The organism is Proteus sp. NMG38-2, assembly GCF_020640995.1.
Taxonomy (GTDB): Bacteria; Pseudomonadota; Gammaproteobacteria; order Enterobacterales; family Enterobacteriaceae; genus Proteus.
On record NZ_CP085481.1, the window covers coordinates 119,170 to 134,174 of the forward strand.

The window sequence follows — 15,005 nt, forward strand, 5'->3', positions numbered from 1 at the left end:
ATTATCAGGATTTCTGTGAGTAATAATATTGGCATCAGAGCTAAACAAAAAGAAAAAACCCGTCGCTCTTTAATTGAAGCTGCTTTTAGCCAACTGAGTGCTGAGCGTAGCTTTACTAGCTTAAGCTTACGAGAAGTGGCTAGAGAAGCTGGTATTGCGCCTACCTCATTTTATCGTCATTTTAAAGATGTGGATGAGCTTGGGCTGACAATGGTTGATGAAAGTGGATTGATGTTACGTCAATTAATGCGACAAGCACGTCAACGCATTGCGAAAGGTGGCAGTGTTATCAGAACATCAGTAGCTACTTTTATGGAATTCATTGGTAATAACCCTAATGCGTTTCGATTATTATTACGTGAACGTTCTGGGACTTCAGCAGAATTTCGTGCCGCAGTCGCACGAGAGATCCAACATTTTATTGCAGAACTGGCAGACTACCTTGAGCAAGAAAGTCATATGCCACGTTATTTTACAGAAATGCAATCTGAAGCAATGGTCACTATTGTATTTAGTGCAGGCGCAGAAGCACTGGATATTGATATTGAAAAGCGTCAACAATTAGAAGAAAGATTAGTTTTACAACTGCGTATGATTGCTAAAGGTGCTTATTATTGGTATCGACGTGAGCAAGAGACGCAAACACCTCTACAAGATAACCCAGAAATAAAGAAAAAAACGCATCAGAAAGGAGACAAATGATGGAACAAAATCGCTGTGAAAAAAGCACGCTATTACTTGCCACAGTCATTGGTGTCGCTTTACATGGTACTTATTCGAGTTTTTTTAATTCATTTATTGAGACGTGGTCAGTTTTCCCACTAATCAGTTTAATCTTGGCAGTTTACTGTTTATATCAGCGTTATTTAAATCAACCTATGACCGATGGTATGCCTAAGCTGATTTTTTCATTCTTTTTACTAGGCTTATTCGGTTATAACGCTTACACCAGAACCGTTAACCCTGAATGGGGTTCAAACTTTTTCTCTTCTGTTTGTATTGTTATTGTTGCGTTGTGGATTTATCGTCAATTTAAACAGCGCCAACGCTTACGCCTACAGGCTGAAGAAGCTGAAAGAGCATCACAAGCAGAACAGTACTAGTCTGTACTTATCTCTTTGTTGTAAACACAGCGAAATTTTGACACCAGCAAGTTATCTTGCTGGTGTTTTTGTTTTTATTCGCGTTATTAAAGGATTTTTTACTCTAAGAAGAGAAATAAGCAGTTATCTTTTTTCTAATAACACACCACATTCCATATGATGGGTGTATGGAAATTGATCGAATAAAGCTAATTTGCTGATTTTATGTGTTTTTATTAGGGTTTCTAAATTTTGACACAATGTTTCTGGGTTACAAGAAATGTATAAAATACTAGGGTAAGTTTTAACCAGCTCTACAGTTTTCTCATCTAAACCACTACGAGGTGGATCGACAAAAATGGTTTCACATTGATAATCTTTTAAATCAATCCCTTCAAGACGTTTAAATTCTCTTACCCCATTCATTGCTTGTGTAAAATCTTCCGCAGACATACGAATAATTTTTACATTATCAATGTGGTTCATTGCTATGTTGTATTGCGCCGCATGAACAGATGGCTTTGCAATTTCTGTTGCCAGCACTCGCTCAAAATTACGTGCAAGCGCTAATGAAAAGTTGCCATTACCGCAATACAATTCAAGCAGATCACCTTTCGCGTTTTCTGTTGCCTTTAATGCCCATTCCAACATTTTAATATTGACCTGAGCATTAGGTTGCGTGAAGCTATTTTCAACTTGGCGATAAATCATCTCTTTACCCGCGACAGGTAACACTTCATCAATAAAATCGTTATCGAGCATAATTTTTGTTTTATATGCACGACCGATTAACTGTACATCAAAGCCTTGGACAATTAAGGTCTGGCGTAATGCTTGCGCTTCTTGTTGCCAAGTTTCATCAATTTTTTTGTGATACAGCAAAGAGACAATAATTTTATTACTCAACGTAGAAAGATAATCAATCTGAAATAGTTTCTTTCTAAGTGTTGGCTTATCTTTTATTTCTGCCAACAAAGCAACCATCATTTTATTAATAAGCTGGCTGGCTACGGGAAATTGGTCAACACGAATACGCTGCTTAGTCTCTTGGTCAAACATAATATGATAGAGAGAATCTTCTTCATGCCAGATACGGAATTCCGCACGCATACGATAATGCTGTTCTGGTGATGAAAAAACCTCTGCATCAGGCGCATTAAAAGGAGCCATCATCGTTTGTAGACGTTGTGTTTTTTCATTCAGTTGAGACTGATATGTTTGCGTTGGTAATGAATTCTGCATGGTATCTCGCCTTTTTTTGGCAGTAATAAAGTTAAGCGAGCGAAATTGTAGAGATCCTCATGAAGATGTCCAGTATTCTTCATGTTCAATTTCTGGACTCAGTGGAGTTGAAATCGTAGCATAGTTGTTCGGCCTCCTTATAGGAGTGAAAAGGGAATCTGGTGCAAAGCCAGAACTGACGCGCAGCGGTAATAGGATCAAGGATAATAAAAGACACTGCAAAGCACCCATATAAGTGCGGTGGGAAGTCATTATCTTAAATACACAAAATTGTTTATTTAACCTAGAGTCCGAAGACCTGCCGAAGACCTGTCGCATCTTAAATTAAATACGCGCTTTATTTAATTTTGGCGGCATCCTGCTACTTATTCTGTTGGATGCAGATTTTCATGAATAATAAAAAAGTTTTCTTTATTTCAAGTATAGCTTCGAGTGTGGCTTTGAGTGTAATGGTGAGCAGTTTTGGTGCGTTTGCTAATAACAGCGATACATTAAGTGTGACAGCAAACCGCTTTCAAGAGCCGAACTCTTCTATTTTAGCACCTATCACCGTTGTTGAACGTGAACAGATTGATCGCTGGCAGAGTAATAGTGTGATTGATGTATTACGCAGAATGCCGGGTATTGATGTGGGGCAAAATGGTGGAATAGGGCAGATGAGTTCTATTTATGTACGTGGCACTGAATCTCGACATGTACTGATCTTAGTGGATGGTGTGCGTTTAAATCAGGCTAATGTGTCTGGTAGCTCTGATATTAGCCAAATTCCCCTTTCTCTTGTTCAACGTATTGAATATATAAGAGGGCCTCGTTCTTCTGTTTATGGTTCAGATGCAATTGGCGGAGTGATTAATATCCTGACAGAAAGAAAAACGGAAGGAGGAACGCTTAATGCCACAATGGGTTCTCATGGTTATCAAGAATATGATGGCTCTGTAAAACAGAAAGTTGGAGATAGAACGACATTAACAGCGGCGGGCAGTTATCTCTATACCAAAGGCTATGATGTAGAAGCCAATGGGAATACCGGTGGGCATCCACAACCTGATCGCGATGGATTTATGAACAAATCGTTGTGGTTAGGGGTTAATCACGATATTAACGATGACGTTTCTTTATATGCACGCGCTTATGGTTTTGATAATCGCACCGCTTATGATGCTTATTATGACAGTGGTAACGATATCTTAACGGATACAAGAGCACTATTTAGCCGTACCTATGATGGCGGAGTGAAGTTCCATCGTGATAACTACTCTTCTTCTTTCAATACCAGCTATAACTACACCAAAGATTATGACTATGATCCACGTTATGGTCGCTATGGTAAAGGAAGTCGTTTTACTAACTCTGAACAATATAACGTGCAGTGGGGTAATCACCTTTTATTAGAAAATGGCAGTATCGGTGGAGGTGTTGATTGGCAACGCCAATCTATTAAAGCAGGCTCTAGTGGATTTCCTAATAAAGAACACTTCGACAATACCGGCTTATATCTAACAGGACAGCAAAAGTTAGGCGAGATTATCGCTGAAGCTTCAGTGCGTTCAGATAAACACTCTGAATATGGTTGGCATACCACTTGGCAAACTAACTTAGGTTGGGAATTTGTCGATGGCTATCGTGTGATTGGTGGTTATGGTACGGCATTTAAAGCACCAACACTGATGCAACTTTATAGTGAATGGGGAAGTAATCCAAACTTACAACCCGAAAAGAGTAAACAGTGGGAAGGGGGCTTTGAAGGATTAACAGGGCCTTTAGAGTGGCGATTAACTGCATATCGTAATGATGTTGATTCGTTGATCCAAAGTGAATCGAACTACCCATATCGTAATTACAATGTTGGAAAGGCATTAATTAAAGGCGTGGAATTTACAGGGGAAATGGATACGTGGATTTTTCATCATACCTTTAACCTTCAATATATAGATGCAAGAAATAAAGAAACACATCAACGTCTTGATCGTCGCGCTCGTCAACAGTTGAAATATCAACTTGATTGGCAAGTTGAGAAACTCGATATGGGAGTGACTTACCAATATATCGGTCAGCGTACAGATAAAGATTACGGCACGTATGAGAATGTTTCTTTAGGTGGAGTGAGTATTTGGGACTTAACTGCGTCATATCCTATTACATCACATCTCTCAATTCGTGGTAGAATAGCCAACCTGTTTGATAAAGATTATGAGACAGCTTATGGCTATCGCACGCCAGGACGTGAATACTTCCTCACAGGAAGCTACAACTTCTGATGCACAACTTACCGCTAACCCTACTGTATTAGTTTTTGATTCAGGGGTTGGCGGTTTATCTGTTTATCGAGAGATCCGTGAAAAATTACCGGATGCTCACTATATCTATGTTTTTGATAATGAAGCTTTCCCTTATGGTGAAAAATCACAGGAATTCATTATTGACCGTGTTGTTCATATCATTAGCGCGGTTGCTGAGAAGCACTTTCTCGCAGCAATTGTTATTGCCTGTAATACCGCTAGTACTGTAAGCCTTCCGGCTTTACGTGCAAAGTTTACTGATATTCCTATTGTGGGAGTTGTTCCTGCTATTAAGCCCGCTGCTAAATTAACATGTAATGGGGTGGTTGGATTATTAGCGACAAGAGCAACAGTTAAACGTCCTTATACCCATGAATTGATAGAGCGCTTTGCAACTGATTGCAAAGTTCACTCTTTAGGTTCAGCCGAGCTGGTGGAACTAGCAGAAAGAAAACTTCATGGTGAAGAAGTTTCTCTAGATGAGCTTCGTAAAATTCTTACACCTTGGCTAAAAATGAAAGAGCCACCAGATACGGTAGTATTAGGTTGTACTCATTTCCCTTTATTAGCAGACGAGCTTCTTTCTGTTTTACCTGATGGCACACGAATTATCGATTCTGGGGCTGCAATTGCACGAAGAACTGCGTGGTTGGTCGTAAATCAAGCGAAAATAAAAGGTTCAAATGAAATTAGTTTCGCTTATTGTCTAAAAGAAGATGAGAATAGCGAATTGCTAAAACCTGTTTTAGCAAGTTTTGGCTTTGAATCGCTCAGAAAACTGGCGCTTTAAGTGAAATTTGGTGGAAAATTCAACGGTCAGTAAAAAAACTCAAAAAAAGTGTTGCCAGCTTCACAAAACTCCCTATAATGCGCCCTCGTTGTCACGGCAAACCACGCTAAGTGAGTTAGCCGAGAGAACAAAGAAAAAAAGTGAAAAGCCTTGAAAATAAACGCTTGACACTGAATGAGGAAGATGTAGAATGCACCTCCTCGCAACAACGCGGAAGACCGGAAACGGCAGCGAATGTTGCACTGCTCTTTAACAAATTATCAGACAATCTGTGTGGGCACTCGCAGAGACGATATCTTCTAAAATATTAGATGTATCAAGTCTTGAAGAGTGAACAACAAAAGTAAATTCATTTATGAATAGCTAAGTTTTCGATTTCTTTGAGCATCAAACACTTTTAATTGAAGAGTTTGATCATGGCTCAGATTGAACGCTGGCGGCAGGCCTAACACATGCAAGTCGAGCGGTAACAGGAGAAAGCTTGCTTTCTTGCTGACGAGCGGCGGACGGGTGAGTAATGTATGGGGATCTGCCCGATAGAGGGGGATAACTACTGGAAACGGTGGCTAATACCGCATGACGTCTACGGACCAAAGCAGGGGCTCTTCGGACCTTGCGCTATCGGATGAACCCATATGGGATTAGCTAGTAGGTGAGGTAATGGCTCACCTAGGCGACGATCTCTAGCTGGTCTGAGAGGATGATCAGCCACACTGGGACTGAGACACGGCCCAGACTCCTACGGGAGGCAGCAGTGGGGAATATTGCACAATGGGCGCAAGCCTGATGCAGCCATGCCGCGTGTATGAAGAAGGCCTTAGGGTTGTAAAGTACTTTCAGCGGGGAGGAAGGTGATAAAGTTAATACCTTTGTCAATTGACGTTACCCGCAGAAGAAGCACCGGCTAACTCCGTGCCAGCAGCCGCGGTAATACGGAGGGTGCAAGCGTTAATCGGAATTACTGGGCGTAAAGCGCACGCAGGCGGTCAATTAAGTCAGATGTGAAAGCCCCGAGCTTAACTTGGGAATTGCATCTGAAACTGGTTGGCTAGAGTCTTGTAGAGGGGGGTAGAATTCCATGTGTAGCGGTGAAATGCGTAGAGATGTGGAGGAATACCGGTGGCGAAGGCGGCCCCCTGGACAAAGACTGACGCTCAGGTGCGAAAGCGTGGGGAGCAAACAGGATTAGATACCCTGGTAGTCCACGCTGTAAACGATGTCGATTTAGAGGTTGTGGTCTTGAACCGTGGCTTCTGGAGCTAACGCGTTAAATCGACCGCCTGGGGAGTACGGCCGCAAGGTTAAAACTCAAATGAATTGACGGGGGCCCGCACAAGCGGTGGAGCATGTGGTTTAATTCGATGCAACGCGAAGAACCTTACCTACTCTTGACATCCAGAGAATCCTTTAGAGATAGAGGAGTGCCTTCGGGAACTCTGAGACAGGTGCTGCATGGCTGTCGTCAGCTCGTGTTGTGAAATGTTGGGTTAAGTCCCGCAACGAGCGCAACCCTTATCCTTTGTTGCCAGCGCGTGATGGCGGGAACTCAAAGGAGACTGCCGGTGATAAACCGGAGGAAGGTGGGGATGACGTCAAGTCATCATGGCCCTTACGAGTAGGGCTACACACGTGCTACAATGGCAGATACAAAGAGAAGCGACCTCGCGAGAGCAAGCGGAACTCATAAAGTCTGTCGTAGTCCGGATTGGAGTCTGCAACTCGACTCCATGAAGTCGGAATCGCTAGTAATCGTAGATCAGAATGCTACGGTGAATACGTTCCCGGGCCTTGTACACACCGCCCGTCACACCATGGGAGTGGGTTGCAAAAGAAGTAGGTAGCTTAACCTTCGGGAGGGCGCTTACCACTTTGTGATTCATGACTGGGGTGAAGTCGTAACAAGGTAACCGTAGGGGAACCTGCGGTTGGATCACCTCCTTACCTAAGAGATACGTGTTATGTGTAGTGCTCACACAGATTGTCTGATGAAGAACGAGCAAAAGCGCGTCTGCGAAGCTGACTGAAGTCCCCTTCGTCTAGAGGCCTAGGACACCGCCCTTTCACGGCGGTAACAGGGGTTCGAATCCCCTAGGGGACGCCAATTGCGCGGTATGAGTGAAAGGCGTACCACACTATGTCTGATGAAAATCAGAGAATAGTTAAGATAATTTTAGCAAGTTATTTTAACTATTATGCTCTTTAACAATCTGGAACAAGCTGAAAAATTGAAAACAAATCAATATATCACCGAGGTATATTGATGAGTCTCTCAAAATCTCAAACTTTGAATGTGTTTTTCGACATCGAAGTGGGATGAGCGAGCAATTTACAGTTCGAGGCGGCCAGCGCACAGCCAGCGCAACATACATGAGTATGTGAGCATGGCGAGCACTGCCCAACGACGAAATGTAATCTGCACAGCCATCACCACCCAGACGTCTTCAAGAAGAAACACCTTCGGGTTGTGAGGTTAAGCGAATAAGCGTACACGGTGGATGCCTAGGCAATCAGAGGCGATGAAGGACGTGCTAATCTGCGATAAGCGTCGGTAAGGTGATATGAACCGTTATAACCGACGATTTCCGAATGGGGAAACCCAATATCCAATGGATATTATCATGACGTGAATACATAGCGTCATGAAGCGAACCGGGAGAACTGAAACATCTCAGTACCCCGAGGAAAAGAAATCAACCGAGATTCCCCTAGTAGCGGCGAGCGAACGGGGAACAGCCCAGAGTCTTAATCAATAGCAGCATCAGGAGAACGGTCTGGAAAGTCCGGCAGTAAAGGGTGATAGCCCCGTATCTGAAGATGCTGTTATTGTGAACTCGACGAGTAGGGCGGGACACGTGTTATCCTGTCTGAATATGGGGGGACCATCCTCCAAGGCTAAATACTCCTGATTGACCGATAGTGAACCAGTACCGTGAGGGAAAGGCGAAAAGAACCCCGGCGAGGGGAGTGAAAAAGAACCTGAAACCGTGTACGTACAAGCAGTAGGAGCCCCATCACTCAAGTGCCTTGCACTGAGTGATTGGACAAACCACTCGAAAACAGCGAAGCGTTTACCTACAAAATGGATTGATTATTTCAAGCCGTCGCGCAGTGTACATAGAAGTACACGAGCAACGGAAGTTAAAAAATCGAGCCAGTTTGACAGTAAAAGCAAGCGGGACATTTGAGGATGGGGTGACTGCGTACCTTTTGTATAATGGGTCAGCGACTTATATTCTGTAGCAAGGTTAACCGTATAGGGGAGCCGTAGGGAAACCGAGTCTTAACTGGGCGAATGAGTTGCAGGGTATAGACCCGAAACCCGGTGATCTATCCATGGGCAGGTTGAAGGTTGGGTAACACTAACTGGAGGACCGAACCGACTAATGTTGAAAAATTAGCGGATGACTTGTGGATGGGGGTGAAAGGCCAATCAAACCGGGAGATAGCTGGTTCTCCCCGAAAGCTATTTAGGTAGCGCCTCGTGAACTCATCTTCGGGGGTAGAGCACTGTTTCGACTAGGGGGTCATCCCGACTTACCAACTCGATGCAAACTGCGAATACCGAAGAATGTTATCACGGGAGACACACGGCGGGTGCTAACGTCCGTCGTGAAGAGGGAAACAACCCAGACCGCCAGCTAAGGTCCCAAAGTCATGGTTAAGTGGGAAACGAAGTGGGAAGGCTCAGACAGCCAGGATGTTGGCTTAGAAGCAGCCATCATTTAAAGAAAGCGTAATAGCTCACTGGTCGAGTCGGCCCGCGCGGAAGATGTAACGGGGCTAAACCATGCACCGAAGCTGCGGCAGCAATACTATGTATTGTTGGGTAGGGGAGCGTTCTGTAAGCCTGCGAAGGTGTACTGTGAGGTATGCTGGAGGTATCAGAAGTGCGAATGCTGACATAAGTAACGATAATGCGGGTGAAAAACCCGCACGCCGGAAGACCAAGGGTTCCTGTCCAACGTTAATCGGGGCAGGGTGAGTCGACCCCTAAGGCGAGGCTGAAAAGCGTAGTCGATGGGAAACGGGTTAATATTCCCGTACTGGTGGTAACTGCGATGGGGGAACGGAGAAGGCTAGGTTGTCCGGGCGACGGTCGTCCCGGTTCAAGCATGTAGGCAGAGTGATTAGGCAAATCCGGTCACTTAATGCTGAGGTGTGATGACGAGCCACTAAGGTGGTGAAGCAATTGATGCCCTGCTTCCAGGAAAAGCCTCTAAGCTTCAGGTTACCAACAATCGTACCCCAAACCGACACAGGTGGTCAGGTAGAGAATACTCAGGCGCTTGAGAGAACTCGGGTGAAGGAACTAGGCAAAATGGTGCCGTAACTTCGGGAGAAGGCACGCTGGCGGTAAGTGAAGTCCCTTGCGGACGGAGCCGAAGCCAGTCGAAGATACCAGCTGGCTGCAACTGTTTATTAAAAACACAGCACTGTGCAAACACGAAAGTGGACGTATACGGTGTGACGCCTGCCCGGTGCTGGAAGGTTAATTGATGGGGTTATCCTTAGGGAGAAGCTCTTGATCGAAGCCCCAGTAAACGGCGGCCGTAACTATAACGGTCCTAAGGTAGCGAAATTCCTTGTCGGGTAAGTTCCGACCTGCACGAATGGCGTAATGATGGCCAGGCTGTCTCCACCCGAGACTCAGTGAAATTGAACTCGCTGTGAAGATGCAGTGTACCCGCGGCAAGACGGAAAGACCCCGTGAACCTTTACTATAGCTTGACACTGAACATTGAGCCTTGATGTGTAGGATAGGTGGGAGACTATGAAATGTGGACGCCAGTCTGCATGGAGTCAACCTTGAAATACCACCCTTTAACGTTTGATGTTCTAACCTAGGTCCATAATCTGGATCGGGGACCGTGTCTGGTGGGTAGTTTGACTGGGGCGGTCTCCTCCTAAAGAGTAACGGAGGAGCACGAAGGTTGGCTAAGCATGGTCGGACATCATGCGGTTAGTGCAAAGGCATAAGCCAGCTTGACTGTGAGAGTGACGGCTCGAGCAGGTACGAAAGTAGGTCTTAGTGATCCGGTGGTTCTGAATGGAAGGGCCATCGCTCAACGGATAAAAGGTACTCCGGGGATAACAGGCTGATACCGCCCAAGAGTTCATATCGACGGCGGTGTTTGGCACCTCGATGTCGGCTCATCACATCCTGGGGCTGAAGTAGGTCCCAAGGGTATGGCTGTTCGCCATTTAAAGTGGTACGCGAGCTGGGTTTAGAACGTCGTGAGACAGTTCGGTCCCTATCTGCCGTGGGCGTTGGAAGATTGAGAGGGGTTGCTCCTAGTACGAGAGGACCGGAGTGAACGCACCACTGGTGTTCGGGTTGTCATGCCAATGGCATTGCCCGGTAGCTAAGTGCGGAAGAGATAACCGCTGAAAGCATCTAAGCGGGAAACTTGCCTCGAGATGAGTCTTCCCTGTCACCTTGAGTGACCTAAAGGAACGTTTAAGACTAAGACGTTGATAGGCTGGGTGTGTAAGCGTAGCGATACGTTGAGCTAACCAGTACTAATGAACCGTGAGGCTTAACCTGACAACACCGAAGGTGTTTTGTCTGAGAGACGAAAAGTAGATGAAGTAAGCTTGTTTAAGATTGAAATTGCTGGCGACTAACCGAAAGGGAAAGCGCGGGTAATAAAACAGAATTTGCTTGGCGGCCATAGCGCAGCGGTCCCACCTGATCCCATGCCGAACTCAGAAGTGAAACGTTGTAGCGCCGATGGTAGTGTGGGGTCTCCCCATGTGAGAGTAGGGAACTGCCAGGCATTAAATTTAGGCTGTGTCAGCCGGTGACAATAAGCCACTAGTGCTGATATGGCTCAGTTGGTAGAGCACACCCTTGGTAAGGGTGAGGTCCCCAGTTCGAATCTGGGTATCAGCACCAATAAAAAATTATTATAACTGCATAAGCAGACAGTTATAAATACAGAATTTGCTTGGCGGCCATAGCGCAACGGTCCCACCTGATCCCATGCCGAACTCAGAAGTGAAACGTTGTAGCGCCGATGGTAGTGTGGGGTCTCCCCATGTGAGAGTAGGGAACTGCCAGGCATTAAATAAGACGAGAAAGCCAACCCAATGGGTTGGCTTTTTTGCGTTTAAGACATTTAAAACACAAATATACTTTCTCTCCTCTAATCACTTATCACTTTGCTATCCTCAATGATGCTTGACTGTTAAACTAAGCTATCAGCTAAATGAGGTAGACTTTCATGAAAGAATCGGTTTCATTGCAAGCATTTAATACATTTGGTTTGAGAGTAAAAGCTCACCAAATAGAAACTGCAAATAATAAAGATGAGCTTTGTACATATTGGCAAAATGCCCATGAGAAGAGATTACCAACCCTTATTCTAGGTGGCGGTAGTAACGTGCTATTTACTGAAGATTTTAATGGTATTGTTATCCGTAACTGTATTGCTGGCATTGAAATTACTGAAGATGAGCAATATTGGTCTGTTCATGTTGGAGCTGGCGAGTGTTGGCATGCGCTTATTGAATATCTGTTAGAAAAAAATATCTATGGACTAGAAAATTTAGCGTTGATCCCAGGCAATGTTGGTTCTGCGCCAATACAAAATATTGGTGCTTATGGTAAAGAGCTGAAAGATGTTTGTGCCTATGTTGATATTGTTGAATTAAGTACAGGCAATATTAGTCGATTAACAAATGAAGAATGCGAGTTTGGTTATCGCGACAGTATTTTCAAACATCATTATCAGCAAGGCTTTGCTATTATTGCTGTCGGTTTACTACTAAGTAAAAAATGGGAACCTATTCTTACTTATGGTGATTTATCAAAATTATCATTAGAAACTGTTACACCAAAGGATGTATTCGAATCTGTATGCTTAATGAGAACGAGCAAGCTACCAGATCCAAAAATAACGGGTAATGCTGGAAGTTTTTTTAAAAACCCAATTGTTGATATTCGTATTGCACAACAATTAAAAACAGAATATCCATTTTGTCCTCAATATGTACAGCGAGATGGTGTGAAGATTGCGGCTGGTTGGCTGATTGATCAATGTGGTCTTAAAGGACATCAAATTGGTGGTGCGGCAGTTCACACTAAACAAGCACTGGTACTTATTAATAAAGAAGGCACCGCGACAGGTGAAGATATTGTGAACTTAGCCGCATATATTCGCCAGAAAGTCTCAGAACGCTTCGGTGTAAAATTAGAGCCAGAAGTTCGCTTTATTGGCCAATATGGCGAAATCAATGCTGTGGATGCTATTTCATGAAAGAAACACCAATTCCTTTATTATTAATTAAAATTCTTGCTGATGGGAATATTCATTCAGGAGAGCAATTAGGCGAAAGTTTAGGAATGACTCGAGCAGGCATTAATAAACATATTCAAACATTGCGTAGCTGGGGTATTGACGTTCAGACGGTTGCTGGAAAAGGGTACCAATTAGATGCGCCAATGAATTTATTGAATGCAGATATTGTGAATCAGAATATTAAAGGTGAGCCTGCTAGCGTTATTCCTGTTATAGATTCTACAAATCAGTATTTGATCCAACGTATTAGCGAATTAAAATCAGGTGATGTATGTATTGCTGAATACCAGTCTGCTGGACGAGGTAGAAGAGGTCGCCAATGGATCTCGCCTTTTGGTAGAAATTTATATTTGAGTATGTATTGGAAACTCGAGCAAGGGCCTGCTGCTGCAATAGGATTGAGTTTGGTTGTCGGCGTTATTATGGCTGAAGTATTGCAAAAACTTGGCGCAAATGGCGTTAAAGTAAAATGGCCTAACGATCTCTATTTAAATGATAAAAAGCTTTCAGGTATTCTTGTTGAATTAACAGGGAAGACGGGTGATGTTGCTCATATTGTAACGGGTATTGGCATCAATATTGCGATGAGTAAAAATCAAAATGAGGTTATCAACCAACAATGGATCAATTTAGAGCAAGTTGGTATTAAGATTGACAGAAATGAACTTGCTTGTGAAATTACTAATGCATTAAGAGAAGCATTTATCCAGTTTGAAAAACAAGGGTTGTCTGTTTTTATAGAACGCTGGAAAAGTTTAGATAACTTTATGGATAGACGTGTAAAACTGATTATTGGCGAAAAAGAAATCTTTGGTATCGCTAAAGGTATTAATGATCAAGGGGCTTTACTTTTAGAGCAAAATGGTAAAATTACACCTTATATAGGTGGTGAAATTTCACTAAGAAGTGCATCTTAATGTTTTGAATTGCGTCGAATGTCTGAAATTGAAAAAGCTTTCTCTAATCGGAAAGCTTTTTTGGTATTTATATTATTAAATCTATTTAGAACTAGAAGAAATCAGTGAATAATTGTTCAGTTTTATTTACGTAATCTAACATTGCTAATTGTATGATTATGGCCTTTGGTTAAGATCAAACTTGCTCTCTCTCTTGTTGGCAAGATGTTTTGTTTTAAGTTTAATCCATTAATTTCTTGCCAAATGGATGAGGCTATTTCTATAGATTCTTCTCTGCTTAATTTAGAATAATTATTAAAATACGATTCAGGATCAGTAAATGCCCCTTCTCTAAATTTCAAAAAGCGACTGATATACCAGTGTTTTAGTAATTCTTCTTCTGCATCAACATAAATAGAGAAATCTACATAATCTGATACAAAAACATTATGTGGATCATGCGGATAATCTTGATTGCTCTGTAATACATTCAATCCTTCAAGAATCAAAATATCAGGTTGCTCAATAACCTGTTTCTTATCAGGAATGATGTCATATACTAAATGAGAATAGACAGGCGCTGTCACTTGTTTCTTACCTGATTTTATATCAGAAACGAAAGAGACAAGGCTATGCATATCATAGGATTCAGGAAATCCTTTTTTCTTCATTATCCCGCGTTTTTTTAACTCTGCATTAGGTAAAAGAAAACCATCAGTAGTAATTAAATCTACTTTACGATGCTCTGGCCAACGCGTTAAAAGTGCTTGTAGCAAGCGAGCCGTTGTACTTTTACCAACAGCAACACTACCCGCGATACCAATAATATATGGAATTTTAGCGCTTCTTGTGCCAAGAAATTGCTCTAAGACGGCTTGACGGCGTAGGTTAGAGCTAATGTAAAAATTGAGTAATCTCGAAAGAGGAAGATAAATCTCAATAACATCATCAATGGAAATTTCTTCGTTAATTCCTTTTAAGTCTGCAATTTCTTTTTCTGTTAGCGTTAAAGGAACAGAGTCTCTTAACGTTGCCCAGTGCTTTCTGTCAAATTCTAAATAAGGGGTTATAAAGCGTTCTTTGTTATTCATAAGCCAACATCTGCCTAGTATTCGCAGGTTGGACAGGCTGTTTAAAACACCCGTATCCGATAAAAAATAAACAGCATCATAACGAGTCATGCTTCATTGGCGTAGATATTTTTAAAATTTTTCTACTTTTTTTGACGCGAACTGAATAAATTTGCAAAAAAAGTATAAAAAATAGACATGGAAATTATTTTTTAGCGTAGACTAGTGAGTGCGTAATTAATTTTTTTTCTAAAAATTTATTAAATGCAATAAATTTAGGGCTTGAAAGATAAATTAGAATTTGAATTTATCTTGAATTGTTGTTGTCATTTTGGTCGTTTTTTT

At 42.6% G+C, this 15,005-nt stretch carries 8 protein-coding genes, 2 tRNA genes, 4 rRNA genes and 1 riboswitch; of the genes, 12 read left to right on the forward strand and 2 right to left on the reverse strand.

Features of this window, described 5'->3' with window-relative positions; translation table 11 throughout:
* Positions 1 to 15 precede the first annotated feature (15 nt).
* Both fabR and LG402_RS00550 read left to right on the forward strand, forming a co-directional pair.
* The gene (gene fabR, locus LG402_RS00545) at positions 16 to 702 is read left to right on the forward strand and encodes an HTH-type transcriptional repressor FabR (protein ID WP_072070605.1); all 687 of its coding nucleotides are present in this window, start codon (positions 16 to 18) and stop codon (positions 700 to 702) included.
* A complete protein-coding gene (locus LG402_RS00550) occupies positions 702 to 1,103 on the forward strand; it encodes a YijD family membrane protein (protein WP_036933245.1) in 402 nt (133 codons plus the stop codon). The genes fabR and LG402_RS00550 overlap by 1 nt, the downstream gene beginning before the upstream one ends.
* 123 nt (positions 1,104 to 1,226) lie before the next feature.
* On the opposite strand, the gene trmA is transcribed toward LG402_RS00550, so the two are convergent.
* Positions 1,227 to 2,324 carry a tRNA (uridine(54)-C5)-methyltransferase TrmA gene (gene trmA / locus LG402_RS00555; protein WP_166539348.1) on the reverse strand — a complete coding sequence of 366 codons (1,098 nt, stop codon included), beginning with the start codon at positions 2,322 to 2,324 and terminating at the stop codon, positions 1,227 to 1,229.
* Between the two features lie 112 nt (positions 2,325 to 2,436).
* Positions 2,437 to 2,645, forward strand: a riboswitch (cobalamin riboswitch).
* A gap of 68 nt (positions 2,646 to 2,713) precedes the next feature.
* Here trmA and btuB point away from each other — a divergent pair.
* The 10 genes from btuB (at position 2,714) to birA (ending at position 13,611) form a co-directional block, all read left to right on the forward strand.
* Complete coding sequence (gene btuB / locus LG402_RS00560) at positions 2,714 to 4,582, forward strand: TonB-dependent vitamin B12 receptor BtuB (protein ID WP_166539349.1); 1,869 nt, start codon at positions 2,714 to 2,716, stop codon at positions 4,580 to 4,582.
* Positions 4,527 to 5,393, forward strand: a complete 867-nt coding sequence (murI, locus tag LG402_RS00565; protein ID WP_166539350.1) for a glutamate racemase — start codon at positions 4,527 to 4,529, stop codon at positions 5,391 to 5,393. The genes btuB and murI overlap by 56 nt, the downstream gene beginning before the upstream one ends.
* A gap of 398 nt (positions 5,394 to 5,791) precedes the next feature.
* Positions 5,792 to 7,334: ribosomal RNA gene (locus tag LG402_RS00570) — 16S ribosomal RNA — on the forward strand.
* An 84-nt stretch (positions 7,335 to 7,418) separates the two neighbouring features.
* Positions 7,419 to 7,494 (forward strand) — tRNA-Glu (locus tag LG402_RS00575).
* A 367-nt stretch (positions 7,495 to 7,861) separates the two neighbouring features.
* Positions 7,862 to 10,938: ribosomal RNA gene (locus LG402_RS00580) — 23S ribosomal RNA — on the forward strand.
* A 116-nt stretch (positions 10,939 to 11,054) separates the two neighbouring features.
* Positions 11,055 to 11,170, forward strand: a 5S ribosomal RNA gene (gene rrf / locus LG402_RS00585).
* A 43-nt stretch (positions 11,171 to 11,213) separates the two neighbouring features.
* A tRNA-Thr gene (locus tag LG402_RS00590) sits at positions 11,214 to 11,289 on the forward strand.
* 51 nt (positions 11,290 to 11,340) lie between these two features.
* A 5S ribosomal RNA gene (gene rrf, locus LG402_RS00595) occupies positions 11,341 to 11,456 on the forward strand.
* The 16S, 23S and 5S rRNA genes sit together here with 2 tRNA genes alongside, the layout of an rRNA operon.
* A gap of 161 nt (positions 11,457 to 11,617) precedes the next feature.
* Complete coding sequence (gene murB / locus LG402_RS00600; RefSeq protein WP_227336283.1) at positions 11,618 to 12,652, forward strand: UDP-N-acetylmuramate dehydrogenase; 1,035 nt, start codon at positions 11,618 to 11,620, stop codon at positions 12,650 to 12,652.
* Entirely contained in the window at positions 12,649 to 13,611 is a 963-nt protein-coding gene (birA, locus tag LG402_RS00605; protein ID WP_227336284.1) for a bifunctional biotin--[acetyl-CoA-carboxylase] ligase/biotin operon repressor BirA, read from the forward strand. The genes murB and birA overlap by 4 nt, the downstream gene beginning before the upstream one ends.
* Before the next feature lie 122 nt (positions 13,612 to 13,733).
* Here the strand turns inward: birA and coaA are convergent, their stop codons facing one another.
* Entirely contained in the window at positions 13,734 to 14,681 is a 948-nt protein-coding gene (coaA, locus tag LG402_RS00610; RefSeq protein WP_072071181.1) for a type I pantothenate kinase, read from the reverse strand.
* Positions 14,682 to 15,005 lie beyond the last annotated feature (324 nt).

Coding starts and splice junctions, on each gene's coding strand:
- LG402_RS00550 (WP_036933245.1), top strand. CDS start 702: ATGGAACAAAATCGCTGTGAAAAAAGCACGCTATTACTTGCCACAGTC.
- trmA (WP_166539348.1), bottom strand. CDS start 2,324: ATGCAGAATTCATTACCAACGCAAACATATCAGTCTCAACTGAATGAA.
- murI (WP_166539350.1), top strand. CDS start 4,527: ATGGCTATCGCACGCCAGGACGTGAATACTTCCTCACAGGAAGCTACA.
- btuB (WP_166539349.1), top strand. CDS start 2,714: ATGAATAATAAAAAAGTTTTCTTTATTTCAAGTATAGCTTCGAGTGTG.
- birA (WP_227336284.1), top strand. CDS start 12,649: ATGAAAGAAACACCAATTCCTTTATTATTAATTAAAATTCTTGCTGAT.
- coaA (WP_072071181.1), bottom strand. CDS start 14,681: ATGAATAACAAAGAACGCTTTATAACCCCTTATTTAGAATTTGACAGA.
- murB (WP_227336283.1), top strand. CDS start 11,618: ATGAAAGAATCGGTTTCATTGCAAGCATTTAATACATTTGGTTTGAGA.